At 64.2% G+C, this 26,128-nt stretch carries 34 protein-coding genes and 1 tRNA gene; 17 read left to right on the forward strand and 18 right to left on the reverse strand.

Annotation, left to right across the window (positions count from 1 at the left end; genetic code table 11):
• The 4 genes from AC628_RS16215 (at position 1) to queA (ending at position 2,602) form a co-directional block, all read left to right on the forward strand.
• A complete protein-coding gene (locus AC628_RS16215) occupies positions 1–564 on the forward strand; it encodes a peptidylprolyl isomerase (RefSeq protein ID WP_074127775.1) in 564 nt (187 codons plus the stop codon).
• A gap of 6 nt (positions 565–570) precedes the next feature.
• Positions 571–1,011, forward strand: coding sequence for a UCP034077 family protein (locus AC628_RS16220; RefSeq protein WP_074127776.1), 441 nt, complete (start codon positions 571–573; stop codon positions 1,009–1,011).
• Positions 987–1,451 carry a peptidylprolyl isomerase gene (locus AC628_RS16225; RefSeq protein WP_016846097.1) on the forward strand — a complete coding sequence of 155 codons (465 nt, stop codon included), beginning with the start codon at positions 987–989 and terminating at the stop codon, positions 1,449–1,451. The genes AC628_RS16220 and AC628_RS16225 overlap by 25 nt, the downstream gene beginning before the upstream one ends.
• A 74-nt stretch (positions 1,452–1,525) precedes the next feature.
• Positions 1,526–2,602 carry a tRNA preQ1(34) S-adenosylmethionine ribosyltransferase-isomerase QueA gene (queA, locus tag AC628_RS16230; protein ID WP_074127777.1) on the forward strand — a complete coding sequence of 359 codons (1,077 nt, stop codon included), beginning with the start codon at positions 1,526–1,528 and terminating at the stop codon, positions 2,600–2,602.
• 153 nt (positions 2,603–2,755) lie between these two features.
• Here queA and AC628_RS16235 read toward each other — a convergent pair whose 3' ends face one another.
• From AC628_RS16235 to AC628_RS16250, 4 genes are all read right to left on the reverse strand, one after another.
• Positions 2,756–3,793 carry an aspartate-semialdehyde dehydrogenase gene (locus tag AC628_RS16235; RefSeq protein WP_074127778.1) on the reverse strand — a complete coding sequence of 346 codons (1,038 nt, stop codon included), beginning with the start codon at positions 3,791–3,793 and terminating at the stop codon, positions 2,756–2,758.
• 286 nt (positions 3,794–4,079) lie between these two features.
• On the reverse strand, positions 4,080–4,703 hold the full coding sequence (locus AC628_RS16240) for a PepSY domain-containing protein (protein WP_074127805.1): 624 nt from the start codon (positions 4,701–4,703) through the stop codon (positions 4,080–4,082).
• A 267-nt stretch (positions 4,704–4,970) separates the two neighbouring features.
• On the reverse strand, positions 4,971–5,732 hold the full coding sequence (locus AC628_RS16245) for a TetR/AcrR family transcriptional regulator (protein ID WP_074127779.1): 762 nt from the start codon (positions 5,730–5,732) through the stop codon (positions 4,971–4,973).
• Between the two features lie 100 nt (positions 5,733–5,832).
• Positions 5,833–6,948: a patatin-like phospholipase family protein gene (locus tag AC628_RS16250; RefSeq protein ID WP_074127780.1), complete on the reverse strand. Its 1,116-nt coding sequence runs from the start codon at positions 6,946–6,948 to the stop codon at positions 5,833–5,835.
• 267 nt (positions 6,949–7,215) lie between these two features.
• On the opposite strand from AC628_RS16250, the gene tgt reads away from it, so the two are divergent.
• A complete protein-coding gene (tgt, locus tag AC628_RS16255) occupies positions 7,216–8,349 on the forward strand; it encodes a tRNA guanosine(34) transglycosylase Tgt (RefSeq protein WP_074127781.1) in 1,134 nt (377 codons plus the stop codon).
• 10 nt (positions 8,350–8,359) lie between these two features.
• On the opposite strand, the gene AC628_RS16260 is transcribed toward tgt, so the two are convergent.
• Positions 8,360–8,581 (reverse strand): hypothetical protein, encoded by a 222-nt coding sequence (locus tag AC628_RS16260; RefSeq protein WP_050630812.1) that lies wholly within the window; start codon positions 8,579–8,581, stop codon positions 8,360–8,362.
• A 241-nt stretch (positions 8,582–8,822) separates the two neighbouring features.
• Between AC628_RS16260 and cysK the strand changes: the two genes are divergently transcribed.
• Both cysK and AC628_RS16270 read left to right on the forward strand, forming a co-directional pair.
• Positions 8,823–9,797 carry a cysteine synthase A gene (gene cysK, locus AC628_RS16265; RefSeq protein WP_074127782.1) on the forward strand — a complete coding sequence of 325 codons (975 nt, stop codon included), beginning with the start codon at positions 8,823–8,825 and terminating at the stop codon, positions 9,795–9,797.
• Between the two features lie 17 nt (positions 9,798–9,814).
• On the forward strand, positions 9,815–10,054 hold the full coding sequence (locus tag AC628_RS16270; RefSeq protein WP_021081279.1) for a BrnA antitoxin family protein: 240 nt from the start codon (positions 9,815–9,817) through the stop codon (positions 10,052–10,054).
• Between the two features lie 78 nt (positions 10,055–10,132).
• Here the strand turns inward: AC628_RS16270 and AC628_RS16275 are convergent, their stop codons facing one another.
• Positions 10,133–11,008, reverse strand: coding sequence for a DMT family transporter (locus AC628_RS16275; RefSeq protein ID WP_050424494.1), 876 nt, complete (start codon positions 11,006–11,008; stop codon positions 10,133–10,135).
• A 144-nt stretch (positions 11,009–11,152) separates the two neighbouring features.
• Between AC628_RS16275 and AC628_RS16280 the strand changes: the two genes are divergently transcribed.
• On the forward strand, positions 11,153–11,551 hold the full coding sequence (locus AC628_RS16280) for a RidA family protein (protein ID WP_074127783.1): 399 nt from the start codon (positions 11,153–11,155) through the stop codon (positions 11,549–11,551).
• Between the two features lie 11 nt (positions 11,552–11,562).
• A complete protein-coding gene (locus AC628_RS16285) occupies positions 11,563–11,769 on the forward strand; it encodes a hypothetical protein (protein WP_074127784.1) in 207 nt (68 codons plus the stop codon).
• A gap of 68 nt (positions 11,770–11,837) precedes the next feature.
• On the opposite strand, the gene AC628_RS16290 is transcribed toward AC628_RS16285, so the two are convergent.
• The 5 genes from AC628_RS16290 to AC628_RS16310 all read right to left on the reverse strand — a co-directional run bounded on the left by AC628_RS16290 (position 11,838) and on the right by AC628_RS16310 (position 15,366).
• Positions 11,838–12,215 (reverse strand): hypothetical protein, encoded by a 378-nt coding sequence (locus AC628_RS16290; protein ID WP_143201638.1) that lies wholly within the window; start codon positions 12,213–12,215, stop codon positions 11,838–11,840.
• A 121-nt stretch (positions 12,216–12,336) separates the two neighbouring features.
• Entirely contained in the window at positions 12,337–12,696 is a 360-nt protein-coding gene (locus AC628_RS16295) for a hypothetical protein (RefSeq protein ID WP_016846110.1), read from the reverse strand.
• Between the two features lie 193 nt (positions 12,697–12,889).
• Positions 12,890–13,489 (reverse strand): formyltransferase family protein, encoded by a 600-nt coding sequence (locus tag AC628_RS16300; RefSeq protein WP_074127786.1) that lies wholly within the window; start codon positions 13,487–13,489, stop codon positions 12,890–12,892.
• 119 nt (positions 13,490–13,608) lie between these two features.
• Entirely contained in the window at positions 13,609–14,895 is a 1,287-nt protein-coding gene (locus tag AC628_RS16305) for a hemolysin family protein (protein ID WP_074127787.1), read from the reverse strand.
• Positions 14,896–15,111: 216 nt separating this feature from the next.
• Entirely contained in the window at positions 15,112–15,366 is a 255-nt protein-coding gene (locus AC628_RS16310) for a hypothetical protein (RefSeq protein ID WP_074127788.1), read from the reverse strand.
• A 715-nt stretch (positions 15,367–16,081) separates the two neighbouring features.
• Here AC628_RS16310 and AC628_RS16315 point away from each other — a divergent pair.
• The 5 genes from AC628_RS16315 to AC628_RS16330 all read left to right on the forward strand — a co-directional run bounded on the left by AC628_RS16315 (position 16,082) and on the right by AC628_RS16330 (position 18,578).
• Positions 16,082–16,273 (forward strand): hypothetical protein, encoded by a 192-nt coding sequence (locus AC628_RS16315; protein WP_074127789.1) that lies wholly within the window; start codon positions 16,082–16,084, stop codon positions 16,271–16,273.
• A 137-nt stretch (positions 16,274–16,410) separates the two neighbouring features.
• A complete protein-coding gene (locus tag AC628_RS16320) occupies positions 16,411–17,262 on the forward strand; it encodes a 3-hydroxybutyryl-CoA dehydrogenase (RefSeq protein WP_074127790.1) in 852 nt (283 codons plus the stop codon).
• A 298-nt stretch (positions 17,263–17,560) separates the two neighbouring features.
• Positions 17,561–17,821: a DUF3551 domain-containing protein gene (locus AC628_RS16325; protein ID WP_074127806.1), complete on the forward strand. Its 261-nt coding sequence runs from the start codon at positions 17,561–17,563 to the stop codon at positions 17,819–17,821.
• Positions 17,822–17,909: 88 nt separating this feature from the next.
• Positions 17,910–18,074 (forward strand): hypothetical protein, encoded by a 165-nt coding sequence (locus tag AC628_RS44020; RefSeq protein ID WP_168193387.1) that lies wholly within the window; start codon positions 17,910–17,912, stop codon positions 18,072–18,074.
• 33 nt (positions 18,075–18,107) lie between these two features.
• Positions 18,108–18,578, forward strand: coding sequence for a hypothetical protein (locus tag AC628_RS16330; protein WP_074127791.1), 471 nt, complete (start codon positions 18,108–18,110; stop codon positions 18,576–18,578).
• A gap of 33 nt (positions 18,579–18,611) precedes the next feature.
• Here the strand turns inward: AC628_RS16330 and AC628_RS16335 are convergent, their stop codons facing one another.
• The gene (locus tag AC628_RS16335) at positions 18,612–18,839 is read right to left on the reverse strand and encodes a hypothetical protein (protein ID WP_143201633.1); all 228 of its coding nucleotides are present in this window, start codon (positions 18,837–18,839) and stop codon (positions 18,612–18,614) included.
• Positions 18,840–19,154: 315 nt separating this feature from the next.
• On the opposite strand from AC628_RS16335, the gene AC628_RS16340 reads away from it, so the two are divergent.
• From AC628_RS16340 to AC628_RS16350, 3 genes are all read left to right on the forward strand, one after another.
• On the forward strand, positions 19,155–19,349 hold the full coding sequence (locus AC628_RS16340) for a hypothetical protein (protein ID WP_074127793.1): 195 nt from the start codon (positions 19,155–19,157) through the stop codon (positions 19,347–19,349).
• Between the two features lie 356 nt (positions 19,350–19,705).
• Complete coding sequence (locus tag AC628_RS42925; RefSeq protein ID WP_074127794.1) at positions 19,706–19,951, forward strand: hypothetical protein; 246 nt, start codon at positions 19,706–19,708, stop codon at positions 19,949–19,951.
• A gap of 234 nt (positions 19,952–20,185) precedes the next feature.
• Positions 20,186–20,425: a hypothetical protein gene (locus tag AC628_RS16350; RefSeq protein WP_074127795.1), complete on the forward strand. Its 240-nt coding sequence runs from the start codon at positions 20,186–20,188 to the stop codon at positions 20,423–20,425.
• 86 nt (positions 20,426–20,511) lie between these two features.
• Here the strand turns inward: AC628_RS16350 and AC628_RS42930 are convergent, their stop codons facing one another.
• From AC628_RS42930 to AC628_RS44795, 6 genes are all read right to left on the reverse strand, one after another.
• A complete protein-coding gene (locus AC628_RS42930; RefSeq protein WP_143201634.1) occupies positions 20,512–20,967 on the reverse strand; it encodes a hypothetical protein in 456 nt (151 codons plus the stop codon).
• 1,148 nt (positions 20,968–22,115) lie between these two features.
• The gene (locus AC628_RS42935) at positions 22,116–22,298 is read right to left on the reverse strand and encodes a hypothetical protein (RefSeq protein ID WP_143201635.1); all 183 of its coding nucleotides are present in this window, start codon (positions 22,296–22,298) and stop codon (positions 22,116–22,118) included.
• A 73-nt stretch (positions 22,299–22,371) separates the two neighbouring features.
• A complete protein-coding gene (locus AC628_RS16355; protein ID WP_074127796.1) occupies positions 22,372–22,572 on the reverse strand; it encodes a hypothetical protein in 201 nt (66 codons plus the stop codon).
• A 196-nt stretch (positions 22,573–22,768) separates the two neighbouring features.
• Positions 22,769–22,844: transfer RNA gene (locus tag AC628_RS16360), tRNA-Lys, on the reverse strand.
• Between the two features lie 177 nt (positions 22,845–23,021).
• Complete coding sequence (locus AC628_RS16365; protein ID WP_074127797.1) at positions 23,022–25,850, reverse strand: glycosyltransferase; 2,829 nt, start codon at positions 25,848–25,850, stop codon at positions 23,022–23,024.
• A gap of 5 nt (positions 25,851–25,855) precedes the next feature.
• Positions 25,856–26,128: hypothetical protein (locus AC628_RS44795; protein WP_210190216.1), on the reverse strand; the 273-nt coding region annotated here is incomplete at its 5' end.

Genomic DNA, 26,128 nt, shown 5'->3' on the forward strand with positions numbered 1-26,128 from the left:
ATGATCCGCATTCTTGCATTCGTTGCCGCGCTGCTCTGCGTCGTGCCTGCGGTCGCGCAGCCGCTGCCCGCCAATCTCGACAAGGCCAATGCGATCGTGATCGACACCACCAAGGGCCGCATCGTCATCAAGCTGCGCACCGACATCGCGCCGAACCACGCCGAGCGCATCAAGCAGCTGGCGCGCGAGGGCTTCTACAACAACGTGCCGTTCCATCGCGTGATGGACGGCTTCATGGCGCAGACCGGCGACGGCCAGAACTTCAACGGCACCGGCGGCTCGAAATATCCGAACCTGAAGCAGGAATTCTCGCAGGTGCCGTTCAAGCGCGGCATCGTCGGCATGGCCCGGCGCGGCGACAGCGTCGACAGCGCCAATTCGCAGTTCTTCATCATGTTCGCCGATGGCTCCAGCCTGAACGGGCAATACACCGTGGTCGGCGAAGTGGTGTCGGGCATGGACGTGGTCGACAAGCTGAAGAAGGCCTCCGCGGGCTCGCCCGGCGGCGCCGTCACCGATCCCGACAAGATGGTGAAGGTGCAGGTCGCATCCGACATCAAGTGATCCGCGATGGCGGCGCGCAGCAAACCATTTGCCTGGTCCGCCGCGCCGCTGGCGGTGTGGCTCGCGCTGTCCGGACCGGCAGCTGCCGAGCCGGAGCAACTCAACACGATCAGGGACGTTGTTCTTGCCATCCACCGTTGCTGGCGGCCGCCGCCGCCGGACAAGGCAGGCCCGATCGACATTACCGTCATTGTCAGCTTCAACCGTGAGGGCGCGATCCTCGGGCATCCCAGGATCAGCTATGAATCGCAGGAAGCGACCGACAACGACCGGATTGCATACCGGGTCGCGGTGATGGAGGCGTTGCAACGCTGCACGCCGATGCCATTTACCGAAAGCCTGGGCGGCGCAGTGGCTGGCCGCCCATTCGCAATCCCGTTCAGGAATAAGAAATATCCACCCCGAAGCCAGGAGAAGCGAGCATGGCTGCTACCGAAAATACTCTGATCCTCGAAACCACCCAGGGCCCGGTCACGATCGAGATGCGTCCGGATCTCGCGCCCGGCCACGTCGCACGGATCAAGGAGCTGGTGCGCGAAGGCTTCTACGACGGCATCGTGTTCCACCGCGTGATCGACGGCTTCATGGCGCAGACCGGCTGCCCGCAGGGCACCGGCATGGGCGGCTCCGGCAAGAAGCTGAAGGCCGAGTTCAACAAGGAGCCGCATGTCCGCGGCACCGCGTCGATGGCCCGCGCCGCCAATCCGGATTCCGGCGACAGCCAGTTCTTCATCTGCTTCGACGACGCCTCCTTCCTCAACGGCCAGTACACGGTGTGGGGCAAGGTCACCGAGGGCATGGAGAACGTCGACAAGATCAAACGCGGCGAGCCGGTGAAGGATCCGGACAAGATCGTCAAAGCGCGCATGGCCGCCGACGCGGCCTGAGTTGAACACACCGTCGTCACGGGATCACGCTGTGCGTGATCCCGTGACGGCAACGTTGAAGTAACAATCGCGCCATGCGCACCGATCTCTTCGATTTCGAACTGCCGCCCGAGAGCATCGCGCTCCGGCCCGCGAGCCCACGCGATTCCGCGCGGATGCTGGTGGTGCATCCGGACGGCGTGCTGCGCGACGCGACGATTGCCGATCTGCCGCATTGGCTCGAGCCCGGCGACCAGATCGTCGTCAACGACACCAAGGTGATCGCAGCGCAGCTCAAGGGCCGTCGCATCGGGCGCGAGACCGAGCCGAAGATCGAGGCGACCTTGATCAAGCGGCTCGACGGCTCGCGCTGGCAGGCGCTGGTCAAGCCGGCGAAGAAGCTTAGCCCCGGCGACACCATCCGCTTCGGCAATGAGGGCAAGGTCTGCCTGCTCGGCAATCTCGATGCAGAAGTCGAAGCCAAGGGGCAGGAGGGCGAGGTGACGCTGTCATTCTCGTTCCATGGCCCGGTGCTCGACCAGGCCATCGCCGATGTCGGCGCCACGCCGCTGCCGCCCTACATCGCCTCCAAGCGCACGCCCGACGACCAGGACGTCAGCGACTACCAGACCATGTTCGCCGCCAATGAAGGCGCGGTCGCGGCGCCCACGGCGGGACTTCATTTCACGCCGGCGCTGGAGGCCACGCTGAAGGGCCGCGGCGTCGCGCTGCATCGCCTGACACTGCATGTCGGGGCAGGGACGTTCCTGCCGGTGAAGGTCGACGAAACCTCCGAACACAAGATGCACGCCGAATGGGGCTGCATCACCGCCGAGACCGCCGCGGCCTTGAATGCCGCCCGCGCAAACGGCGGCCGGATCGTCGCGATCGGCACCACGTCACTGCGGCTGCTGGAAAGCGCAACGACACCGGACGGCGAGGTCCAGCCGTTCGCGGCGGAAACCTCGATCTTCATCACGCCCGGCTACCGCTTCCGCACGGTCGATGTCCTGCTGACCAATTTCCATCTGCCGCGCTCGACGCTGTTCATGCTGGTCTCGGCCTTCTCCGGCCTCGAGACGATGCAAGGCGCGTACGCGCACGCGATCAGGAACGGCTACCGGTTCTATTCGTATGGCGATGCGTGCCTGCTGTTTCGGGCAATCGGGTAGTTCAGCGAGCACAATTCGATAACCGTCACCCTGAGGTGGCCGCTTCTTCAGCGGCCCTCGAAGGGCGACGGCCCGATTGGGGCCGATGCATCCTTCGAGGCTCGCTCTGCTCGCACCTCAGGATGACGGGTCAGAGAGCTTCGTGCCGCTACCTCACGCCATCGCGCGTTCGGGCAGCAGCTCCGCGATCTGCACCGCGTTCAGCGCGGCGCCCTTGAGCAGCTGATCGGCGGCGACGAACATCGAGATCGAGTGCCCCGAGGGATCGCTGAGATCCTTGCGGATGCGGCCGACCAGCACGTCGTCCTGGCCGGAGGCGTCGATCGGCATCGGGAAGTAGTTCTTGACGCGATCGTCGACGATCTTGACGCCCGGCGCCTGCGCCATGATGGCGCGGACCTGGTCCTCGGTGATCGGCTTCTCGCATTCGAAGGTGATCGCCTCGCAATGCGCGCGCAGCACCGGCACCCGCACGCAGGTGACGCCGATCGCGATCTTCTCGTCTTCGAAGATCTTGCGGGTCTCCTTGATGACCTTGGTCTCTTCGTCGTTGTAGCCGGTCTCCGGATCGACCGCCGTGTTGTGGTTGAACAGATTGAAGGCGTAGGGGTGCGGCATCACCTTCGGGGTGTAGACCTGTCCGTTGAGATTGGCGCGGGTCGATTCGACCAGTTCCTCCATCGCGGCTGCTCCCGCGCCGCTCGCGGCCTGGTAGGTCGAAATGATCACGCGCTTGATGCGGTTCTTCTGATGGATCGGCCACAGCGGCACCAGCGCGGTGATGGCGGCGCAGTTCGGGTTGGCGATGATGCCCTTGTGATCGCGGATGCGGTTGGCGTTGATCTCGGGGATCACCAGCGGCACGTTCGGATCCATCCGGAACGCCGAGGAGTTGTCGACCACGACGGCACCGGACTTCACCGCTACGGGCGCGAACTTCTTCGAGATGCCGCTGCCGGCCGAGAACAGTGCGATGTCGACGCCCTCGAAGGCGCGCTCGGTCAGTTCCTCGATCACGACCGGCTTGCCGCGGAAGCTGACGGTCTTGCCGGCCGAGCGGGCGCTCGCCAGCGCCTTCAGCTTGCCGACGCGGAAGCCGCGCTTGTCCATGGTGGCGATGAATTCGGCGCCGACTGCGCCGGTGACGCCGACAATCGCGACGACGGGATCGTTACTCACTTTGTCCTCCATTCGAGTCTCGGTTGAGCATGATCTGATCGGAAAACCGGTTCCCACTTTTCCGGATCATGCGGTTGTGCTGCAGGCAACAAAAAAGCCCCGGACCTTCATCAGGCGGGGCTTCGGGTAGAGATGATGCGGTACGACCGGCTACGCGCGCACGCCTCCCGAGGCCCCGGAGGGCTTGGTGGTTTTGGTGGTGCGTTTGGTCGCGGTGATCATGGTGCGGACTTATGCGGGACGGATCGGCGTCCGTCAACGGCTTTTGGGCGAAAATCTGGCAGCGCCCATACGGCTCTCAGCGCCTGCGTGCGCCCGGCGGTTCGAGGATGACCTCTTTCAGATCGCTGCCGGCGAGCACCACGATGACGAAATTGAGCTTGCCGCGCTCGCGCATCAGGCCGCCGCTGATCGCCTTGCCCGAGGTGGTGCGTTCGGCAACCCGCACCGCATCGGCGAGGCGATGACGGAGCGCCCTGAGCACGGCGAGGTTGTCACGGTCTTCGGCACCGAGGGATGCCAGTGACGAAGGCGCCTCGCCACCGATCACTTCGCCGGTCGAGGCGTCAATCGAATGCTGCCAGATGCGGTCCCGCTGCATAGTCTTGACCCGGTAGATCGCGGGCTCCGTCGCACCGTCGAAGCTGACGTCGGCGGTGATCGCGCCGGAGTGCAGCGCCTCCGCAATCGCCATCGCCTTGCGCAGCGAGATCTGGGCGGCCTGGAAGCTGTCGAGCTCGCGACGCACCGCGTGCATGTCGAACGCGCTGTCATTGTCGGGCGGAGTGAGAGCTGCGGCCGCCGAACCCGTGACCGCATGAGCCGGCGACGCCAAGGGAAGGCTCAGGGGCAGGGCCAGCAGCACGGCCGCAAGCAGCCGCGTTCCGAATGCCCAATGCCGCAGTGCGTGTGATCGTCCCATCGTCATGTCGCATCCGTCGCGTCGAACCGCCGCCCAGGCAAAGAAAGATGCGGCCGACCCTTGTTAGTCAGAGGTCGGCCGCCGAACGTTCAGATGAAGCGATGGCGGCTGCTCCATCGTGACGATCGAAGTTACAAGGTGACGCAAAACCGTTGGGGGCTGAACTTGGGTTTCGCGTCTCTTTGCAACTAAACAATACGGTTTCGTTCCGTTTGTTCAAGGCTCATCACGGCAACGTGTAAGACGATCGAACGATCCTAAAAAAGGTCAGCGGGCCGGACGGCGGCGCGCTTTGGCCGCCCCCTTGGCGGTGTCGCGCAGCCGATCCCGCGGCCCGACGGCGCCGGCCAGGAACAGCCGGATCGAGACCTCCATCCGCGTCTCGGCCGCCTTCATGTCGATCGGAATTCCGAATGTCGCCATCCGGTGGGTGTGGCCGACCACCATGTTGAGGAAGGTCTCGGCCGCGATCGTGGTGTCCTCGAGATCGAGCACGCCCTTGTCGGCCAGATGGTCGAAGAAATCAGCGGTCGTGGAGACGGCCTTCGACCAGCCCTCGTCGACGGCCAGCTTGGCGACCTCGGGGAAATTGATCGCCTGCGCGGTCAGGATGCGGCTGAAGGCGATGGAGTCGGCGCTGCAATTCAGCACCAATAGCTGGCGCCCGAGCTCGATCAGCCGTTCCTCGGCCGAGCCATCGCAGGTGCCGTCGCCCTGCGCTTCGGCCGCGGCGGCGGCGAGCGGAGCGAGCCAGCGGGCAATTTCGCGCCGGAGCACCGCCGTGAACAGGCCGCGCTTGTCGCCATACTGGCCGTACACGGTGGGTTTGCTGACGCGGGCAGCCTCGGCTACCGCGTCGATCGACGTCGCATCGAAGCCGCGCTCGAGGAACAGGCGGGTGGCGACCTCGATCAGCCGCTGGTCGCGCTCGATCGCAGCGTCCCGGGTCGGCCGGCCGCCGCGTGACTTGATCACGCCGCGCTTGGCCGCCTTGTTGGCCGCCTTGGCCTTGGTAGCCGTCAATCCCATTTGCCCATTCATCTCGTTGTGCGCCGGACGGGTTCGTCCGGTCTATAACCCGCGCGGTGCGGATTCGTCCATTCGGCGGTACCGGGGGGCGGGGAGCCGCTCAGGGCGGCGTCGCGGTCCAGGCCTGCCCCGCTGCGGCCTTGTCGTAGCCGTACCGGTAGAGCGCGCGCATATAGGCGGTGTCGAAGCCCTGGGTTTCCGCGGCCGGGTAGTCGCGCTCGATATAGGACAGATGGAAGCCGAGGCGGTTGCGCCGGGCGAAATCATAGGTCGAGAGAATGACGGAGCGGGTTTGCGCCTGCGTGATCGCGGAAATGCTGCGCGAGGCGACGTCGATCGTCGAATTCGACACCAGCTCGAAATTGCCCTCGAGCTTCTTGTTGACGAGGATGTAGATGTTCATGCGGCCATTGGCTGGCCAGGCACGCTCGCGGAACATCAATGCGTCCGGCAGCGTCAGCACGGGCGCAGTCACGCCGCCGTCGACATGCATCTCCTGGAAGCGCCGGCCCTGGCCCTCGGCGTCGATCAAGATCGGCGGAAACACCAGCGGGATGCTGGCCGAGGCGGCCATCACGTCGCGAAACAGCTGCAGCGCCTCGGGCGTGCCGACGGCAGCGATCCGTCCCATGTCCCAGATCACGGTGCGCTGGGTGTCGAGATCGGTGGTGACGATCAGGAGCTTTCGGCCCTTGGCGTTCTCGCGCGCCACCTCGCTCAGGATGTCCTCGCCGACGTAGCGCGCCACCAGCTGGCGCAGCCGCTTGTTGCCGAACAGGCCGGAGCCGAACAGCACCCGCATCAGGCTCGGGTCCTGCAGCAGGCTTTCGGCGATGCCCGACGTGTAGACCTCCTTCAGCGTCTCGTCGTAGCGCGAGCCGAGGAACGCAAACGGTGCAATCAGCCCGCCGGTACTGACACCGGAGACGACCGAGAAGCTCGGCCGGTTGCCGGCCGCGGTCCAGCCGTTGAGCACACCCACGCCATAGGCGCCGTCGGCGCCGCCGCCGGAGAGGGCGAGATAGGTCTTGATCGGGGCGAGGGTGTCTTTCTCGAGCTTGAACTTGGATGCCGGCTCGTCGGCATAGCGGCGCAGGCCGTCGAGATCGAGCACCCGCGAATTGACGGCGTCGGCAGCCGTGTAGGGCGTCCGCGGCAGCGAGCTGCAGGCCGCAAGGGTGAACGCGAGCCCGCACAGCAGGGCCACTTGGCCCATCGCATGGGCGACTGCCGTCCGATGGCGGGCGCCGTCAGGCCGGGCTGTGAAGAGGGGGAACATCTCGGTCTGGTTTCGCGCGGATTGAAGTCGCGGCGGGGAGGTCCGTCGCCCTATTGTTGACATAAAACGATACGGTTTCGTTTTGTTTAACGGAGGTTCCGTTGCAGGGCAAGCGTCCGTCGGTCGGTTCGCGTTCACGAAGTCGCGCGGAAGCCGTTATCGGACGGGTTGATCGGGCTTCAGTGACACGCAATAAGCAGCCGCATGAATCTTCCCAATCATTTCGAGTTGCTGGCAACTGACGGCGCCGCCCGCACCGGACGCCTGGCCACGCCGCATGGTCTCGTCCGGACGCCCGCATTCATGCCCGTCGGCACTGCGGGGGCGATGAAGGGCATGCATTGGCGCGAGGTGCGTGATGCCGGCGCCGACATCGTGCTCGGCAATACCTATCACCTGATGCTGCGGCCGGGCGCCGAGCGGATCGCAGGGCTTGGCGGCCTGCAGCGCTTCACCGGCTGGGGCGGCCCGATGCTGACGGATTCCGGCGGCTTCCAGGTGATGTCGCTCTCGGAGCTGCGCAAGGTGACCGAGAAGGCCGTGACCTTCCGCTCGCATATCGACGGCGCCAAGGTCGAACTGTCGCCGGAGCGCTCGATCGAGGTGCAGCGGCTGCTCGGCTCGGACATCGCGATGCAGATGGATGAATGCGTGCGGCTGCCGGCCGAGCGCGCCGACATCGAGCGTGCGATGCAGCTCTCGCTGCGCTGGGCCGAACGCTCCAAGCGCGCCTTCGAGAGCGCACCCGACGGCTACATGCTGTTCGGCATCGTGCAGGGCGGCGATATCCCCGATCTCCGTTACGCCAGCGCGCGCTCCCTGACGGACATCGGCTTTCACGGCTACGCGATCGGCGGGCTGGCCGTCGGCGAGCCGCAGGCGGTGATGCTGTCGATGATCGAGGAGACCGCGCCGGCGCTGCCGGCCGATCGGCCGCGCTATCTGATGGGCGTCGGTACGCCGGACGACATTCTTGAGGCGGTCGCGCGCGGCGTCGACATGTTCGATTGTGTGATGCCGACACGGAACGGGCGCCACGGCATGGCGTTCACCCGGTTCGGGCAGATCAATTTGCGCAACGCCCGTCACATCGACGATCCGCGTCCGCTCGATGAAGCGAGTCCATGGCCGGCGGCACGCGACTATTCGCGCGCCTATCTGCACCATCTGGTACGAGCAGGCGAAACCCTTGGGGCAATGCTGCTGTCCGAAATCAACGTCGCCTATTACCAGGAGCTGATGCAGGGCATCCGTGCAGCGGTGGCCAACGGCACGTTCGAGGACTTCAGAACGAAAACGCGCGCCGGATGGGCGCGCGGTGACATCGCTCCGAGATGAGCTTATGTGATCAGTTGCACACGATCGGGATCGGTTTCACCGAGTGCTTGGTCACGAACCCGTAACCGCAATTGTCGCAGGTCCAGAGATAGCTGATCAGATTGTCGAACAGGTACGCGGACGCTTCCGCCGCGACCATTGAGTCAGCACACACCGGACAGGTCGGCAAATCGCTACCGCGCGGATCGGGCCTGGACGCGACCGTCGACAGAACTTCAGCAAGTGCCGGCATTGTGCGCCTCCCTTTGCGTTCTGAGCTGCACCTGACGAAAGTATATAAGCCCATTTGTTTGACCTTGTCGCAACACAAATGCGTAGCTTTTACGTTATTTGTGCGGGTTCTGATTTTTGCGATGCAGCGAAGATGCAACGAATGTGCGTCGCAGCGGTTTCTCACTTGCGCGTCATGACGCGCTGCTCCACATGAGAGAAGACCGCATATTCCCTGCATATCCCGCAACAGGAGCCGCCTGATGGACGCGCCGTCGACAACGAGTGCAGTGCAACCCGGACGCGGCCGCGTCTTTGACTCGATCGTCGATGCGATCGGCTCGACCCCGATCGTGCGGCTGCAGCGACTGCCGCAGGCGAACGGCGTCAACGCGACGATCCTCGCCAAGCTGGAATACTTCAACCCGGCGGCCAGCGTGAAGGATCGCATCGGGGCGGCGATGATCGTGGCGATGGAGAAGGCCGGCATCATCAACGCCGACACCGTGCTGATCGAGCCGACCTCGGGCAACACCGGCATTGCGCTGGCCTATGTCGCGGCATCGCGAGGCTATCGGTTGAAGCTCGTGATGCCGGAGTCGATGTCGATCGAGCGGCGGCGGATGCTGGCCTTCCTAGGCGCGGAGATCGTGCTGACCCCGGCGGCGCAGGGCATGAAGGGGTCGATCGCGACCGCCGAAGAACTCGTGCGCACGACACCCAACGCGGTCATGCCGCAGCAGTTCAAGAACCTCGCCAATCCGGAAATTCATCGCCGCACCACGGCGGAGGAGATCTGGAACGACACCGGCGGCAATATCGATTATTTCGTCGCCGGCGTCGGCACCGGCGGCACCATCACCGGCGTCGGGCAGGTGCTGAAGCCGCGCAAGCCGTCGTTGCGGATCGTCGCGGTGGAGCCGGAGGAGAGCCCGGTGCTGTCGGGCGGTCAGCACACGCCGCACAAGATCCAGGGTATCGGGGCTGGCTTCATTCCCGACATCCTCGACCGCTCCGTGATCGACGAGATCGTCAAGGTCAACAGCGCAACTGCGATCGAGACCGCGCGCGCGTTGGCGCGCAACGAAGGAATTCCCGGCGGTATTTCGTCGGGCGCGGCCATCGCGGCCGCCTTGCAGATCGGCAAGCGGCCGGAAGCTGCGGGCAAGACCATCCTGGCGATTGTGCCGTCATTCTCGGAGCGCTATCTCTCCACAGTGTTGTTTGAAGGAATCTGAGACACAGGATCCAAGATATGGCCGATCAGCCGAGGCGCCCGCGAACCCTGAACGATGCCCGTAGCGAAGCCGAGGCGGCGTTCAAACGCGCCACCACCAAGGTCGCTGACGCGGTGCCAAAGACCGTGGCCGTCCCCGGCGTCCGGGAGCAGGTCACGCTGCGGATCGATCAGGATGTGCTGGCATATTTCCAGGAGGGCGGTCCCGGCTGGCAGGACCGCATCAATGCGGCGCTGCGCAAGGCCGCCGGCAAGTAACGCGCGTCGCAGGCAAAGGAGCCCGGGATGGTCCCCGGGCTTTTTGCTGTGATGGAGCGGCAGCGTTGCAGGCGGCGCTCATCTTGCGCGCGCCGGCCTTGTTGCGCCGGGTTTCAGGTTCAGCAGATTGCCGGCCAGGATCATGGCCGCGCCGAGGACTGTGTAGGCGTCAAGCCGCTCGGCATAAATCAGCCACCCGGCGATCGCGGTGAGCGGGACGCGGACGAAATCCATCGGGATCACGACGGTCGCGTCGGCGTGGAGCAAAGCGCGCGCCATGCAGTAATGCGAGAACGTGCCGCAGAATGCGATCACCGCGAGCCAGCCCCAGGTCGAAAGCGGCGGCCAGGTCCAGACATAGAGCGCCGGCCCGATACTGGCGAGCGACTGCACCACCAGCATCCAGAACATGATCGTCAGCGTCTGCTCGGTCCGCGTCAGCGACTTGACCACGGCGACCGAGATGCCGAAGCCGACGGCTGCGGCGAGCGCGATCAGCTGGCCCGGATTGATCGCACCGGTGGCCGGCCGGACGATCACGACCACGCCGATCACGCCCAGCACGATCGCGACGATCTTCCAGGATGTCATCCGTTCGCCGAGGAAGCTCGCCGCAAGGATCGCGGTCCAGATCGGCATCGTGAACTCGATCGCGACCACCTGGCCGATCGGGATCAATGTCAGCGCATAGAACCAGCCGAGCTGAGCGCAGAAATGGATCAGGTTGCGCGCGATGTGGACGTGGACGCGCGCGGTCTTCACGATCGCAAGCCCGCCATTGATGTGGATCAGCGGATACAGCATCACGAAGCCGAGCACGCCGCGCACGGCCATCAGCTGGAAGACGTTGACCTCGCGCGTCGCCTCGCGGCCGGCCACCGCCACGATCAGCATCAGCGCGAGCCAGCCGGACATCCACAGTGCTGCGCGGGTCTTTGAGGGCGTGCGATCCATGACGGGGAACAAGGTGAGAAAGGACGCCCGGTATCAGCGAGCTGATACGAATTTGCAACGCGCAATTCTGCCGACGCGGTGATGCGCCGGACGTGCGATCGATGCTAAGCAGGTCGGGAATAATCACATCAGGAGGATCTGTTCATGCGTGTCTTGCAACCGGCCGAGTGGTCGAAACCCCGCGGCTTCTCGCACGGGGTCGCGTTCGACGCCCCGGGAAAATGGATCGTGCTGGCGGGGCAGACCGGCGGCGACGAGAAGGGCGAGTATGCGCCCGACATGGCCGCGCAGGTCGGCACCGCGCTGAAGCGCATCATCAAGCTCCTGAACGAAGCCGGCGCCGGTCCCGAGCACATCGTCCGCCTGACCTGGTACCTGACCAGCCGTAGCGAATACGAGGCGGCGGGCGCCGGTATCGGTGCGGCCTGGAAGGAGACGCTCGGGCGCAATTTCCCGCCGTCCACGCTGCTCTACATCGACGGGCTGGTCGATCAGCGCGCCAAGGTCGAGATCGAGGTCACGGCGTTCGTTCCCGCAGCATAGGACCTTCAGCGATGAACAAGAGCAACATGCGAAAGGCGCCTGACCTCCTCACGGGGTTCGCGACCGGCTGGCCGGAGCAACAGCCGGATATCATGGTGATCTCCATGACGACGGACAAAGACGTGCACGACTTTGCGGTCACCAAGGAGCAGGCGCTGTTGATCGCCCGCACCATCCAGCAGACCGCCGAGAATCTTGGCAAGCCACGCACGGCATAGCGAGTGCATGGCCAACGAAAAACGCCCTCGAGACTTGGGTCTCGGGGGCGTTGTTGTCTGAAGGCCGGTTACCTCGTCAGCGTGATGTTGGCGCCGCGGAACTGGCTGTCGGCCCTGATCGTGACGGACTGCTTGTTGCCGGCGGTACGCATCGCGATGTCGGCGTTGAAGCCGGGGGCGCTGGCAACGACCTGGAAGTTGCCGCCGCCGCCGCGACCCCGCAGGTCGCCGCTGACATTGCGGCTCGCCTCGCTCCAGTTGCCGGCGACCGCGCTGCCTTCAGCCTGCACGTCGGCCGCCAGGTTGAACTTGTAGGCGTCGCTGGCGCAGGTCAGGTTCATGGTCATCCTGGGCCCGCCGACGTGATAGGTCGCACGGCAGCGAATCCGCTCGCTGGAGCCGTCGTCGAGGATGACCGAACCGGCACCCGACCAGGTGCCCGCCATGCCGGCGAACGGGCCGGACTGGGCATGGCCGGCGGTGCTCGCGAGTGCGGTCACGAAAAACGCGGCGGCTGCAAATGCTGGCCGCCGCGCGATGGCGAAGAAACGCGATACGCTGGTGATCTTACTGACGGGACGCTTCCCATCGGCCGCTGCACGGTACGCCAGCTGATGCCCCATTCCACTTCCCCGATCCGGAGTTGCCACTGAGTTGTCCGTTCGCATATGCACCATTGATCGAGACTCGCACAAGGCCCCCGCTGCCGACGGTGCCGGAGATCGCCGCGCCCTGCGCCGAGATCTTTCCTTCAGCGACGGTCACGGTCGAGCTCTGCGACGGCTCGCAGCTGCCGGTCTTAGTGACCACGGTGACGTTCCAAAGGCCGTCATAAGGCTGCTGGGCGGAGGCGGGAGCTGCGGTGAGCGCGGCAGCCGAAGCGACCGAGGTGACCAAAATCAGGTCGCGAATGCGGATCGAACGCATGAATCAAATCCCTGTCATTTCGTGTGATGACGCGGCTTATCCTGTCACAATGTGTTCAAAATTTGCTGCGTCGCGGGAGTCCCCAAATGTTCCTGTGAACTCAAACACATCATGGTGAATTCGGTTCCGGCTAGGGAACGAAGAATCCGATCCCTGTCAGTTGAGCTTCGGTAATTTAATACCGAAATTCGGATCAGTGCTTGCCCGGGCTCAGATTGGGCGCCTTGGTCGCAAACTGCTCGTCCTGCGGCTTGGCCGGCAACGCGCCGTTGACCTTGCCGTAGTCGATGACTTCGCCGAGCAGGCGCAGGCCGAGCGGCGCGAGCGCACGCTCCCACAATTCGCGTGCGGTCTCGCCCTTCTTGACGAATACCCAGTCCTGCGCGGCGATGGCGCCGGCGTCCATGCGGTCGGCGAGGTGATAGATGCTGCCGCCGGCGATCGGATCGCCTTCCTTGATGGTCCATTCCACCGCCGCGATGCCGCGATGGCGGGGTAGCAGTGACGGGTGGTAGCCGATGCCGCCAAACTTGGCCACGGCAAGCGCCTCTCTGCTGACGCGGGCATGGCTGTGGGCGGTCACGATCAGGTCGGTGCCGGGTGCGATCTCGTCGGCGGTCACCAGCTTGGGATCGGCCTGGACGACGACGTCGATGCCGGCCGCTCTTGCCGCCGCCGCCAGCCGGTCCTCGCCGTCATGGACGACCACCCTGACCAGCGTAACGTGGTGCGCGCGCAGCATGTTCAGGGTCGTCACGCCGAAATGGCGGGAACCGACAAGGGTAATGCGCATGGGGATCTATTCCGTGGGGTTTACTCGGAGGGATTTCAGCGGCCGTTATGCGGATAGCACACAGCGGCCGCCTGTTTCGCTGTCCTGCCCGTTATCAACAGGCCGGCCGGCTGGCAATGTCAGGCCGCAGGCTTGCTCGCCAAAACCTTGTCGATGCGCCGGCCGTCGAGGTCGACGATCTCGAAGTCCCAGCCCTGCGCGGTGGTCTTCGCGCCGGTATCGGGGATCGCGCCGAACGCATGCAGCAGGAAGCCGGCTGCGGTCTGGTAGGGCCGCGGCGAGGGCAGCGCGATGCCAAGCAGTTCGCTGAACTCGAGCGCCGGCATCCAACCCGAGATCAGATAGGAGCCGTCGTCGCGCCTGACATAGGCGGGCTCGGCAGGGCCCTCCTCGGTATGGAAGGCGCCGACGATGGCCTCGAGAATGTCGGCGCTGGTCACGACGCCCTGGAAGGTGCCGTATTCATCGTGCACGAGGCCGATATGCACCGCGGAGTCGCGCAGGATCGCGACCACGTCGCGGGCGTCGACGGTCTCGGGAACGATCGGCGCATTACGCGTCAGCGCGCGGATGTCGGGCGTCTGGCCGGCGAGGTAGACGTCGAGCACGTCCTTGGCCTGCACGATGCCGAGCGCATGATCGCGGTTGCCGTCGAACACCACGCAGCGCGAGTGATTGCTCTTCTGCAGCGCCGCCAGGATCTCAGGCGTCGGATCTGACAGGTCGATGAAGCTGACCTCGTGGCGCGGCGTCATCACGGCGCCGACCGGAAGATCGCCGAGCCGCATCACGCCGGCGATCATCTCCTTTTCGCCGGGCTCGAGCACGCCGGCGTTCTCGGCCTCCACCACCAGCGTCTTGATCTCGTCCTCGCTGACGCGGTCCTGCGCGTCCTCGCGATGACCGAGCACCCACAGCAAGAACTTGCCGGAACGGTCGAGCAGCCACACCAGCGGCAGCGACAGCCGCGCCATCATGGTCATCGCAGGGGCGACCCGCACGGCGACCGACTCCGGGTCGCGCAGTGCGATCTGCTTCGGCACCAGTTCGCCGACGATCAGCGAGGCATAGGTGATCACGCCGACGACGATGCCGACACCGGCCGCATCGGCGACGTTTGCAGACAGCCCGAGCTCGAACAGCCATTGCGAGAGCCGCTGGCCGAGCGTGGCACCCGAAAACGCGCCCGACAGCACGCCGATCAGCGTGATGCCGATTTGCACGGTGGAGAGGAATTTTCCGGGATCGGAGGCCAGCGCCAGCGCGCGGCGTGAACCGCTGACGCCGCGTTCGACCAGCGCCGCGAGCCGCGCCGGACGGGAGGAGACGATCGCAAGCTCCGACATCGACAACAGACCGTTGACGACGATCAAGACCGCCACGATCGCAAGTTCCAGATATAACACGGAAGTCCCTAAGCTTTGGCGGCGTTGGCCGCTTGACGACGCCCAATATAGGCATGCCGGCGCGGTTTTGCTGTGCCTCGTCGTGCGTATCTGCACAAGCAGAGGGTGCGTATGGCGCGCATGCAGCACGAGATCGCGGCATTTTGGCGCGCAGGCGTTCGTGACACGGATGCGGCCGCAAATGCCGGCAAGCGCCAGCTTCGCGCGGGCGCGCTTCTAGGCGAGGATCCGCAGCTCAGGCTTGGCGAATATCTTGCCCGATGCCGCGGGCTGATTCAGCATTTGCTTGGAAGCGGCCTGCAGCTGCACGCGCAGATCGGCGTTGCACTGCTTCATCTGGTTGCGCAGTTCGCGGCGGGAGAACGCGGTGAGCGAGGGGTCCGCAAGCTGCTGCCAGGCGTTGCGGAGCCATTCCTGCAGCTCGCGAATGTTCTGATCCAAAACCTTCTGATCCACGCCGGGCTGGGTCATGCAGCCAAATCCCACGAAGTGATCAGTTGCAAAGTAACGCTGATTCGCGTCGCTTCACCTAGCGCTATGTTGCTTCAGGCGCGTGTACGACGGGGGAGAGATCGGACGCGGCAGGCTGCCACTGCGCCGCACGCGTCGGTGCACAGCAATCCAGTGCAATCGGGTGCGAGGCCGTCGATCGGCTTCGCACGTCACGGCGATCGATCCGGCCGGCGAGCCGGAGAGCAACGATCCCGCTTGCGCCGGGTGGTGGCCGCGGCGATTGAGAAATCGGATGGGCGGTGGAGGCTCACCTGCCGCCCGCAAGCGGCCTAGCGAGGCTGGTTGCCTTCGGGCTTGCCTTCCCGCGGAAGCTTGACCGGGACGTGCGGCGAAGTGCTCACCACGCGCGGGCTTCCGTCGGAATGGGTCTGACCGTTGAGCAATGTCTCGAGAACCAAAAAGAACTTTTCAGAAAGCATGGGCGTAGCCCTCGTCGTCTAATGTCCTTATGTCGCGGCGCTCCGCGGAAAATTCGATCAACTAAATGCGAGTCGCACCGCTATGGCGATGCTGCGGCGCAGGGTCTTCAATACGCAATCCGGACGATTACCGGTGCCGGCGCCGTCAACGCACCAAGGCTTGCGCGAAATAGTTGCCAAGTTCCTAACGATTGCCGGCACAGCACGTGACGGCACTCACCGTTCCTTCAAGGATGCACGTTAACGAGAGGGGTATGGATCGCGACCAGGACATCGACGAAGGATTCGGATCGGCTCTTCGCCGCAACTACGGGCGACTGGCCTGGTGGATCGTACGGCTCAATCGCGTGTTCGAGCCGCCGCGGATGGCCGATCCGCCGCGTACCGAGCTGCCGTCGCGCACCGCCGTTCCGCCACGGCGGCCGCTGCCCCCGCGCCCCGAATAAACCTTACCATAATACCTGCGTCTCCTGTATCGGCCACCCGGCCGGACTGCTATTCCTGCGCCATCCGCGGACCCCACGGGTTCGTCGTTTTTGAGGATGCGGCCGTGCGGCCGCGCTAGCTGCGAGGAACGAACGCAATGATTGAGACGGTTGGCATTATCGGCGCCGGGACCATGGGCAACGGCATCGCGCAGATCTGCGCGGCCGCAGGACTGAACGTGACCATGGTGGATATCTCGGACGCGGCGGTGCAACGCGGCCTGAAGACGGTCGGGAGCAGTCTCGATCGCCTGGTCTCCAAGGACAAGATGACCGCCGCCGATCGCGACGCGACGCTCGCGCGGATCACCGCGACCACCGACAAGTCCAAGCTTGCCGCCTGCGATCTCGTCATCGAGGCCGCGACCGAGAACGAGGAGCTCAAGGTCAAGATCCTCAGGGATCTCTGCGCCGGGCTGAAGCCGAGCGCGCTGGTCGCGACCAACACCTCGTCGATCTCGATCACCCGCCTTGCGGCCTCGACCGATCGTCCCGACCGATTCATCGGGATGCACTTCTTCAATCCGGTCCCGGTGATGGCGCTGCTCGAGCTGATCCGCGGACTGCAGACTTCGGACGACACGGTCGCCAAGGCCGAAGCGTTCGCCAAGCGCGTCGGCAAGGTCGCGATCACCGCGAAGAACAGCCCGGGCTTTGCGGTCAACCGTATCCTGTGCCCGATGATCAACGAGGCGATCTTCGCGCTGCAGGAAGGCATTGCGACGGCGGAGGAGATCGATGCCGGCATGAAGCTCGGCTGCAACCATCCGATCGGACCGCTCGCGCTCGCCGACCTGATCGGGCTCGACACCATGCTGTCGGTGATGGAGGTGTTCTATACCGGCTTCAACGATCCCAAATATCGGCCGGCGCCGCTGCTGAAGGAGATGGTCGATGCCGGCCATCTCGGCCGCAAGACCGGGCAGGGGTTCTACAGCTACAGCAAGTGATGTCCGCGCGCGGCTGATCCCCGTAGTCATCCGGGATGGATCGCGCGCGCAAGCTCGCGTAACCACAACACCTGATCCGCCACGAGGCGGGGGACATCAGACACGAGGCCCGGTCTCCTAGGCACACCGGGCCTCGTGTTTTTTTGTATGGTCCCGATCCCATCCGGGCGCCTTTGTCCTCCCTGCGCGCGGTCACGCCCGGGTCACAGCTTCTTGAGGCCGTGAGCAGAAACCTCGCAGATCTCGCCGGCGTACCTACATCGACGGCTGGATGCAGATCGACGAAGGAAGCAGGATCATGCGCAGGACGAGTTGGGCGATTGTCGCGTTCGCGGCGCTCGGGATGAGCTGGATGGCCGGCTCCGTGCAGCCGGCGGCGGCCGATCCCTACGATTATCCCTGGTGCATCCAGGGCCGGGACGAGGGATATCCCGGTTATTGCGGCTATCAGACCTACGAGCAGTGCCAGGCGTCGGCGTCAGGCCGTGATGCCTATTGCGGCATCAATCCGCGCGTTGCGTTCAGTCAGCAGCGGACGGCGCCGCGGGCACCCCGGTAGGCGCCGCGCGCATGTCGGCCGGGCAGCCATCAGGCACGATGGTTGCATCGCCGATGGTCGAATAATTCCCCCCTGCGTTGGAGAGCACATGGGCGAGATCATCAGGTTCATCTCGAAGTCGGAACTGGAGCGCGCGCGTCTGATCCGCGAGGCCCGGGCCAATTACGAGCGCATCTTCCCATCGGCCGATCCGGCTGATCCGCAGGGCGCCGCGGTCGAGAGCGACGGCAGCGAGGCGACGGCAAAGCCGTAGCCGTATTGCCCTGGGGACAAGGCGGACGCGGTAATGTGGAAACGGTTGTGGCAGCGGTTGTGGCAAACCTGGACCATCGACAAGCCGGCCGCGTTTGGCGACTGGCTCTGGCTGGTCCTGGTCGTTGAGCTCGCCGCCTTGCTCGACCGGTTGACGCTCCGGAAGCTGATTGCGCTGATCCCGGTCGTCATCCTGATCGTCGCCTACCTGCACCGGATTCCGCTTCCTCCCGAATTGATGCTGGTTGGCGATGTGCTGGCCTATATCGACGTCTTTTCGATGGTCTTCCTGATCGGCTTGTTCGCGCGCGTTGCGACCGTGATGGCCATCGTCAGCCAGGCCATCGCGTTCGTTCGCGACATCGCGGGGCGTGTGCCGGCGGCGCTGCAAAGGTTTGACATGCGTCATCGTCGCGCAACGGACAGCGCGCGCCGCAGGCGGCTCACGCGTGCCGGGAATGACGACGATGACGGCGCCGTCGTCGCAGGCCTGGCCTGGGCTTAGGCTCTGTGGCGATGAGAAACGCGATTGCACGGCCTATCGGGACTGGTGGTCCGCTTGATCGCCGTGATCGGCCTCGAGCCGGGCAGGGCTGCGCGCGGACGAGGTGTCCTGGCTGCGCCGGTGCGAGCTCGACAGATCGGTCGGGCCCTGCCGGGAGCGATGAAACGCGAAGCCCATCTGGACACTCCAGATACCGAACAGCAGCGCGCCTGCCACGCACGCCGCCACGAAGACCCAATCGCGTTTCCTCATCTGGTTCAACAAAGCCAACTCAGCGCCGCGCCGCCGCCATCCTCGCGAAGATGCCCCCGCACTCCGGTCGAGAGTTGCTGCGTCCGAAGCAAGACTCACGCATACTGAAGCGATCGGGTGCGCTTGTCGATCAGCCCGGCGCGGCTTCCGCGCGCGTCCGCGCCCGGTGCGCAGCCGCGCTGGTCACGGAGCGGTGATTATCAAATCATGCGTCCAGCAACACTCCGACCAGATAGTCCGGCGTTCGCAACAATCTTGCCAAACTTTCACTAGGCCGTTGGCGCAGTGAGTTCGAAAATGCCGAACGGAATCGGACGAATCGAAATGACCGAACTCGAGGAGCTTCGATACTTCGAGCACCAGTGCCTGGAGATGGCCAAGCAGTCGACACTGCCGGATGCTCGACATGCGCTCCAGATCCTCGCCCGCAACTACGCCACCGCGGCCGAGATGCTCGAACGGCGCGCGCAATCCGCCAACACGGCGCTCGCCCAATTGGTTCGATGCCTGAAGCTGTGAGCCGCGACGTCCGCTACGGCTGACGTAGATCAAAGCGTGCTCGGAAGAACTCCCGCGCTTCGGCGCACGGCCAAATGAAAGGGGCCGCGTCACGCCACAGCCCCACCGGCAAATCTGGAAACTGCGGACCGAACGGAACCAGTCCCGGTTCCCGGCTGGTAGCGCGGTTTGCGACTAAAGCGGGATCCGGGGAAACACGGGATCGCAAACGGCTCTTACGGTCTTCCTCCGCGCGCCCCTACCGTGGCGTCGAACTCGCCATGATGTTGAACAGGCGTTCACGAAAGTTCCGAACGTGTTCCTGCAACATGCGCGGACGTCAGCCGTTAGCACCGGGTACTGCAAAGGAGGATGTCATGACGAAGCTTACTTACGCTCTTGCCGCAGCGGCGGCGCTTTCGATAGCGGCACCCACCATTGCTAGCGCGCAGGGCGTGGGCGTCTATATCGGCAGCAGCCCCGGCTATTACGGCTATCGATATGACGGCCCGCGCGTATACCGGGAGTACGATCGCGGCTGGCACCACGGCTGGTACCATCATCGCGATTACTACCGCGACCGTGGCGTCGTCATCCGTGGTCGTGACTGGGACGACGACTAGCGAGCGCCGGACGGATCTCGTGCAATCAAAGGGGGCCTCGCTTCGGCGAGGCCTTTTTTGTCGGCATTGTTGGCGAGCTCCGCGAGGCGATGCGCCGTCGCGCGACAACGTTTCATTAACCCGACTCACGCAACGCTCATGTTGGGCCGTCTGGGTGGGCCGCTGTGCAGAAGGCCGTCACGAGTAGCTCCGTGGCGGCCTTTTGCGCTCCGAGAGTGCTGAGGGAGACGACCGATGGACTACGGCGCCTTCACCGACGCCAGCCTGAAGATGATGTACGAAGCCGTCCGCGGCGCGCTCAAGGCCGACGATGAATTCGAGGTCAACGGCGAGGAGCCGAAATTCCGCGTCCGCTCGACGCCCGAGTGGAAGCGGCACGCCGGCAGTCTTGAGGCCGAGATGCTGAAGCGAGGACTCCAGGTCGATATCATCGACTGGACGGGCGGGCAGGGCGAGCTGCCGTTGTCATCGTGAACAACTTGAACTTCGGTCGACGCTGATCTGGCCGCTGTGCTGGACGCGGTGCTGGAGCATGCCCGATTGCTTCCGCAGCTCTCAGCCTATCCCTTGGGAATCGGTTTCCCTCCCGCAGGGCTTATCGGCTTGGGACCCGCCAGGGGCGGAGGGCTAATGGATGGAAACGGGATCTGATCTGTTTCGTTGGTTGATTTTGCCGGTCGTGTCCTGGGACGAACCTCATCGTCCAATGACGGACAAGTCTTCTCCCAGCCGGGACCATAGGCCGTGTCCAGAAAATCGACCTGATCTGTCGCGAAGGTCTGCACGATCCGCTGTCTGCTGCAGGCGGAGACGATTGCGCTTCTCGGCTCCTTGCCCAGGGGACCTGTCAGCGAATAGCGCAATGTTACCGGCGCGCCGCAGCGATTGACGACGGTCCATGTCTGCAACGTGCCGTCCTTCGTTTTGATGGGGCCCGTGAGGCAGCTTTGTGCATTGGCAGCTGCGGAAAATACGCAAGGCGCGAGCCAAACCGCGATGGCCCTGGCAAGTTTCATGTGCTGGCTCCTGGCATCGCATTTTGCAGTATCGTCACGGAAATCAAGGGTTGGAACACCGTTCACGCACGGAGAACCACGGAAACAATCCGTGTGCGCATATTTGCGCGGATTGCTGGCGCTGTTGCGGCGACGATACAGAGGTACAAGCGCAACGATGCTAACCAGCGTGCATCTGAACCAGGATGGGGTTGTGTCGTGTCGGGATCTGATCAGTGGAACGGTACGAATAGTCTTTACCCGTCTGCCCAAGCGTCGCAGTTGCGCGATGAGCAGCAGCAGTTCGACCACTATCACAAGTTCGACGACGCCATCTCGCGATCGACGCAGAGTGGCTCGAGAACCGTAATCTGGGATCGCTACAACCCGCCGGTTCGTTGATCTGGCCAGCGGCCGGGTGGCTTTGCGCAAGCTATTTTTGGTGAGCGCGGAGGGACTCGAACCCTCGACCCATGATTAAAAGTTACAGGCGGCACACAGGCTAAGTCCTTTCATCGCCGCATAAATCTCAAAAATCACCTTAAGTCACTGAATAGGCGTAGATTCTGCCTGCGACCGCGAGGACTGCTTCGAAGACGACGAGCCTACCTTGGAAGCGCTGAACGGCCCATCCAGCTCCATTGGGCGGCCGGCGGCGCCGACGACCTGGAGGAGGACAACGACAGCGGGATAGGCGATTGGGATGGCCTGCTCGAGCAAGTCGGCCCCCAGGATTGGCAGCAGGGGGCGATGGCCTAATGCGCCTGATCCGAGCTTTGCTGATGCGCTACAGGCTCAAGTTCGAGCGGTGGCGATTGTCCAGGCGGTAGGCTGGCGCGGCACGGTTGTTCGGGCTCGTGCCCGGGCGGCGAGAGTTCCGGTCGCGCAAATCTTGCGGCCCACCGCTGCGCGATCTTTCGTTCAACGTCCAGAGGGACAGTACCCATGGCTCGACCTCGGTTTTGGACCTGCCCCGGTGCTGCGCCTCAACTTACAACTTGTGCAAAAGCTCCTATTGACCTGCCTCAAATCCCAGAAAAAGACGCCGCCGGTCTCACAAATACACGCCCGGCGGCGGTTTCTTCCTGAACTGGGACACTGAAATCCCCAGCACCGATAGAACTGCACGGTCTGTGCCGAACCGTTCGGCACCGCGGGCAGCTTCCGGGTTACTGATTGGGAGCCTGACGGCACGTCGTTACGAATGCAGCCTTGCTGCATTGCCATTCATCACCGAGCTCGACGTTTGAGACGGCACGCGGCGCGGCCAATGCAAACAGAACGGCGGCGCAGGCCAGCAGATTTGCGATCACCAGCACGCGTACTTTGCGAACACGCTGTGAATCCATCATGGCCGTCGCTCCGTTGGCGAAGAGAGGAGCTACGGTAGGCACTGTTCTGTTTCAGGCCTATTTCGTGAGGCTGTCAAAATGGTTTCATTGGGAACAAGCGACACCGCAATCCGGCGAGGGTCTGCGGCAGTTCGTTGACGATCTGGGTGAGCAGCCACGCAAGCCCGGCGCCGATCGCAGCCGCCAAATACCCGTACCAATTCGGTGTCCAGCGCCAATGAATGTTCGACGCGACTACCGCGAAGGTCACGAGCAACTGGAATAGGTACCACATGGCGACATCCTATCCCGCCTCACCGAAGCTGTTGACCTTGGCGATCAACGCGACCGCGGCGAGCAAAGGCATGAACAGCACCACAGTGCGAGAGCGATCATGGCCGCCCCTCGTTATGAGGGATGGGCGAGAGAACGGAGGGAAAACCGGCCGTTAGGCCGCTAGTCGAAATATAACCTAAGTGCTCGATTTTGTTTGGTGAGCGCGGAGGGACTCGAACCCTCGACCCCATGATTAAAAGTCACGTGCTCTACCGCCTGAGCTACGCGCTCACTCACCTGAACATCGGATCCGGACCGAGCGGTGAAACCGCTCCGGATCATGCTCCAGCCCGCGCTGTGTAGGGGGCAGGGCCCATCGGGTCAATAGCCGAGGGGCGGTCAATTGTGCGCCGTTGGGGCGGATTTGCCGTTCCGATGCCTGTGTTTAGGGCCGTTTCTTGAAGTAGCTCAGTTGTCGCGGCCGATTTCCGAGCCGACCGGCTGCGACGGGGCGGTGACCGAGGGCAGGCTGACCGGGCGTAGTCCGATCAGTTCCGCGGTGCGGATCGCGCTGTTGCGCCAGAACGCGAACTCGTTGATCCGCGAATTCTCCAGGATCGCGATAGAGACCGCCGCCAGGAATGGCAGGCTCTGCAACACCAGGACGCCGGCGAAGATGTAGATCTCGCGCACCTGCTTGTAGCCGTTGGTGACGACCAGCACGATGGCGCCGATCAACAGCAGCACGCCGATCACGGCTTCCCAGAACGCCTGGAATTCGATCGACATCCGCGACAGGCCGCCCTTCGAGGTGCGGGCGAAGGCGAGGTGCTCGGTGATCAGGCCCTGCGCCACGGCGCGCGACACCGTCCACTGCACGCTCATCGCCGCGATCATGGCGCCCAGCATCTGGCCGGCCTTGATGTTCACGCGCAGCCGGTAGAGCGCGACGAAATGCACCAGGGAGACGACGAAGGAGGCGATGATCGGCAGCGTCAGGATCTTGTCGGGGATCGCGATGTCGGCGAAGGCGACGATCGGAACCCAGATCAGGTTGAGGATCGCGACCACCACGCCGAGGCTTTCGGCCCCGAGCCAGTTGAGCCAGCCGAGCGAGAATTCGCGGCGCTGGTCCGGTGTCAGCCGGCTTGCGCCCGGCAGGAAGCGCCGCCAGTGCTTCTTGACGATCTGGAAACCGCCATAGGCCCAGCGGTGGCGCTGCTTCTTGAACGCCTCATAGGTGTCGGGCAGCAGGCCTTCGCCGTAGCGCACATTGGTGTAGTGCGTGAGCCAGCCCTGCTGCTGGATCGAGAGGCCGAGATCGGTGTCCTCGCAGATCGTGTCAGAGGACCAGCCGCCGGCCTTGTCCATCGCGGCGCGGCGGATCAGGCACATCGTGCCGTGCACGATGATGGCGTTGAACTCGTTACGCTGGACCATGCCGATGTCGAAGAAACCGGCATACTCGCCGTTCATGATGTAGTGCATCAGCGAGCGGTCGCCGTCGCGATGCTCCTGCGGCGCCTGCACCAGGCCGACGCGCGGATCGGCGAACGCCGGCACGAGGTCCTTCAGCCAGTCCGGATGCACGACATAGTCGGCATCGATGATGCCGATGATCTCGGCGTCCGCCGCGGTCCGCTCCATCGCAATCCGCAGCGCGCCGGCCTTGAAGCCCTGCACCTTCTCGGCGTTGATGAACTTGAAGCGCTCGCCGAGCTGCCGGCAGTGGTCCTGGATCGGCCGCCAGAAATCGGGATCGGGCGTGTTGTTGATGATGCAGACGCACTCGAAATTCGGATAGTCGAGCCGTGACACCGCATCGAGCGTCTGCTTCAGCATCTCGACCGGTTCGAAATAGGCCGGGATGTGGATCGAGACCTTGGGGAATTTGACGTCCTCGCCGATCGTGGCGGGTGCCAGCGGCTCGCTCCTTGCGATCAGCCGGCGCGGGCCGTGGCCGAACGCCACCGCCGCGATCTCCTCGATCCGTGCCATCGCGATCAGCACCAGCGGCACCAGCAGCACGAGGCCGAGGCTGAGCGCGAAGGCCGAGCCCCAGACGAAATAGTGCGTCGTCCAATATGAAAATACGGTGGCCACCCAGGCGCCGACGCCGTTGGCCGCGGCCGACAGCAGCAGCGCCTGCATCACGGTCGGCTGGTCCAGCCGCAGGATCGGCAGCGACATGAAGAGGCCGACGAGGACCGCGACCAGCGCGATCTTCCAGTAGTTCAGATCGGTAACCGGACCGGTCCAGGCGAACTTCGCCTCACGATCGGCATTGAGGATGCCCCAGTAGGGACCGACGCCGCCTTCGAAGAACTTCCACGGCTGATCGATGGCTTCGACGATGTTGTAGTCCATGCCGATGGCTTCGGCGCGGGTGACGAAGTTGCGCAGCACCGTGGCCTGCTGGAACGGACCGGGCTCGGCGCTGCGCAGATTGTAGCCCTGGCTCGGCCAGCCGAATTCGGCAATCAGGATGCGTTTGCCGGGGAAGGAGTCGCGCAACAAATTGTAGCGGTCGACCGCCTGGTCCACCGCCTGCTTGTCGGTGAAGTTTTCCCAGTACGGCAGCACGTGCGCGGCGATGAAGTCGGACGAATTGGCGAGCTGCGGATGGTCGCGCCAGATGTTCCAGATTTCACCTGTCGTGACGGGAACGTTGACCGACTTCTTGACGCGCTGGATCACCTTGATCAGCCGGTGCACGTTGCTTTCGGCAATCGCCCATTTGACCGCTTCGGCGCGCTTGTCCTCGGGCTGCATTTCCGCGTCGTGCAGGCGCTGCGCTTCCTCGCGAAGGATCCGTTCGGATTCCTCAGGCGGCACCCCGACCTCCGGAACCGAGCCGAGGTTTTCGAGCGGCACCTGCTCGCCGCGGAACACGGTCTCGTTGCCGACCACGATGCCGATGACGTTGCTGTTGCGCTTGGCAAGGTTGATCGCGGCTTCGAGCTCGCGATTGTTGCGGTTGGCGTCCTTGTCGATCCAGGCGCCGACCGTGACCTTCATGCCGAACTCGGCGGCAACCTGCGGCACCAGCTCGTTGCCTTCCGTCGACGAATAGAGACGGACCGCCTTGGTCAGCGTGGAGAGCTTCCTGAGGTCGGTGCGCACTTTCTCGGTGTCAGCAGCAACGTCGGCGACGGTGTGGCCCGACTCGAACGGAGCGTAGGACAGGCTAGGCAACGTGCCACGGAAATCGGGCGCTGCCTGTTTCTCCTGGAAGAGACCCCACAGGGCGGCGTGAGCGGCGGTGACAAGCAACAGGACGGCGACGACGGCGCGCATCGCGGTTAAACCATACGGGGCCTGAGATTGAGGACTAAGCGAACCCGTCCCCTGGGTTCGACCAACGTGGCGGCGGAGCGAAAGATATCTCCGCCATCCGATTTAACAACTGGTGTGCCGCGATGGCGTTTTAAGGGCGCAAGCCGTTCCAGCCGCGAAAAAAATCGCGGCCGGACCAGATCGGGCGAGGCGCTTATTTCGACGCCGGCGTTGACGATGCCGACGGGGTCGGCGCAGGCGAGGGCGACGCTGCCGGCGCGGGCGCGGCATTGCCGGCC

Source organism: Bradyrhizobium sp. NAS96.2 (assembly GCF_001908235.1).
Taxonomy (GTDB): Bacteria; Pseudomonadota; Alphaproteobacteria; order Rhizobiales; family Xanthobacteraceae; genus Bradyrhizobium.

Coding starts and splice junctions, on each gene's coding strand:
- AC628_RS16215 (WP_074127775.1), top strand. CDS start 1: ATGATCCGCATTCTTGCATTCGTTGCCGCGCTGCTCTGCGTCGTGCCT.
- AC628_RS16220 (WP_074127776.1), top strand. CDS start 571: ATGGCGGCGCGCAGCAAACCATTTGCCTGGTCCGCCGCGCCGCTGGCG.
- AC628_RS16225 (WP_016846097.1), top strand. CDS start 987: ATGGCTGCTACCGAAAATACTCTGATCCTCGAAACCACCCAGGGCCCG.
- queA (WP_074127777.1), top strand. CDS start 1,526: ATGCGCACCGATCTCTTCGATTTCGAACTGCCGCCCGAGAGCATCGCG.
- AC628_RS16235 (WP_074127778.1), bottom strand. CDS start 3,793: ATGGAGGACAAAGTGAGTAACGATCCCGTCGTCGCGATTGTCGGCGTC.
- AC628_RS16240 (WP_074127805.1), bottom strand. CDS start 4,703: ATGGGACGATCACACGCACTGCGGCATTGGGCATTCGGAACGCGGCTG.
- AC628_RS16245 (WP_074127779.1), bottom strand. CDS start 5,732: ATGGGATTGACGGCTACCAAGGCCAAGGCGGCCAACAAGGCGGCCAAG.
- AC628_RS16250 (WP_074127780.1), bottom strand. CDS start 6,948: ATGGGCCAAGTGGCCCTGCTGTGCGGGCTCGCGTTCACCCTTGCGGCC.
- tgt (WP_074127781.1), top strand. CDS start 7,216: ATGAATCTTCCCAATCATTTCGAGTTGCTGGCAACTGACGGCGCCGCC.
- AC628_RS16260 (WP_050630812.1), bottom strand. CDS start 8,581: ATGCCGGCACTTGCTGAAGTTCTGTCGACGGTCGCGTCCAGGCCCGAT.
- cysK (WP_074127782.1), top strand. CDS start 8,823: ATGGACGCGCCGTCGACAACGAGTGCAGTGCAACCCGGACGCGGCCGC.
- AC628_RS16270 (WP_021081279.1), top strand. CDS start 9,815: ATGGCCGATCAGCCGAGGCGCCCGCGAACCCTGAACGATGCCCGTAGC.
- AC628_RS16275 (WP_050424494.1), bottom strand. CDS start 11,008: ATGGATCGCACGCCCTCAAAGACCCGCGCAGCACTGTGGATGTCCGGC.
- AC628_RS16280 (WP_074127783.1), top strand. CDS start 11,153: ATGCGTGTCTTGCAACCGGCCGAGTGGTCGAAACCCCGCGGCTTCTCG.
- AC628_RS16285 (WP_074127784.1), top strand. CDS start 11,563: ATGAACAAGAGCAACATGCGAAAGGCGCCTGACCTCCTCACGGGGTTC.
- AC628_RS16290 (WP_143201638.1), bottom strand. CDS start 12,215: ATGGCGGGCACCTGGTCGGGTGCCGGTTCGGTCATCCTCGACGACGGC.
- AC628_RS16295 (WP_016846110.1), bottom strand. CDS start 12,696: ATGCGTTCGATCCGCATTCGCGACCTGATTTTGGTCACCTCGGTCGCT.
- AC628_RS16300 (WP_074127786.1), bottom strand. CDS start 13,489: ATGCGCATTACCCTTGTCGGTTCCCGCCATTTCGGCGTGACGACCCTG.
- AC628_RS16310 (WP_074127788.1), bottom strand. CDS start 15,366: ATGACCCAGCCCGGCGTGGATCAGAAGGTTTTGGATCAGAACATTCGC.
- AC628_RS16315 (WP_074127789.1), top strand. CDS start 16,082: ATGGATCGCGACCAGGACATCGACGAAGGATTCGGATCGGCTCTTCGC.
- AC628_RS16320 (WP_074127790.1), top strand. CDS start 16,411: ATGATTGAGACGGTTGGCATTATCGGCGCCGGGACCATGGGCAACGGC.
- AC628_RS16325 (WP_074127806.1), top strand. CDS start 17,561: ATGCGCAGGACGAGTTGGGCGATTGTCGCGTTCGCGGCGCTCGGGATG.
- AC628_RS44020 (WP_168193387.1), top strand. CDS start 17,910: ATGGGCGAGATCATCAGGTTCATCTCGAAGTCGGAACTGGAGCGCGCG.
- AC628_RS16330 (WP_074127791.1), top strand. CDS start 18,108: ATGTGGAAACGGTTGTGGCAGCGGTTGTGGCAAACCTGGACCATCGAC.
- AC628_RS16340 (WP_074127793.1), top strand. CDS start 19,155: ATGACCGAACTCGAGGAGCTTCGATACTTCGAGCACCAGTGCCTGGAG.
- AC628_RS42925 (WP_074127794.1), top strand. CDS start 19,706: ATGACGAAGCTTACTTACGCTCTTGCCGCAGCGGCGGCGCTTTCGATA.
- AC628_RS16350 (WP_074127795.1), top strand. CDS start 20,186: ATGGACTACGGCGCCTTCACCGACGCCAGCCTGAAGATGATGTACGAA.
- AC628_RS42930 (WP_143201634.1), bottom strand. CDS start 20,967: ATGAAACTTGCCAGGGCCATCGCGGTTTGGCTCGCGCCTTGCGTATTT.
- AC628_RS42935 (WP_143201635.1), bottom strand. CDS start 22,298: ATGATGGATTCACAGCGTGTTCGCAAAGTACGCGTGCTGGTGATCGCA.
- AC628_RS16355 (WP_074127796.1), bottom strand. CDS start 22,572: ATGTGGTACCTATTCCAGTTGCTCGTGACCTTCGCGGTAGTCGCGTCG.
- AC628_RS16365 (WP_074127797.1), bottom strand. CDS start 25,850: ATGCGCGCCGTCGTCGCCGTCCTGTTGCTTGTCACCGCCGCTCACGCC.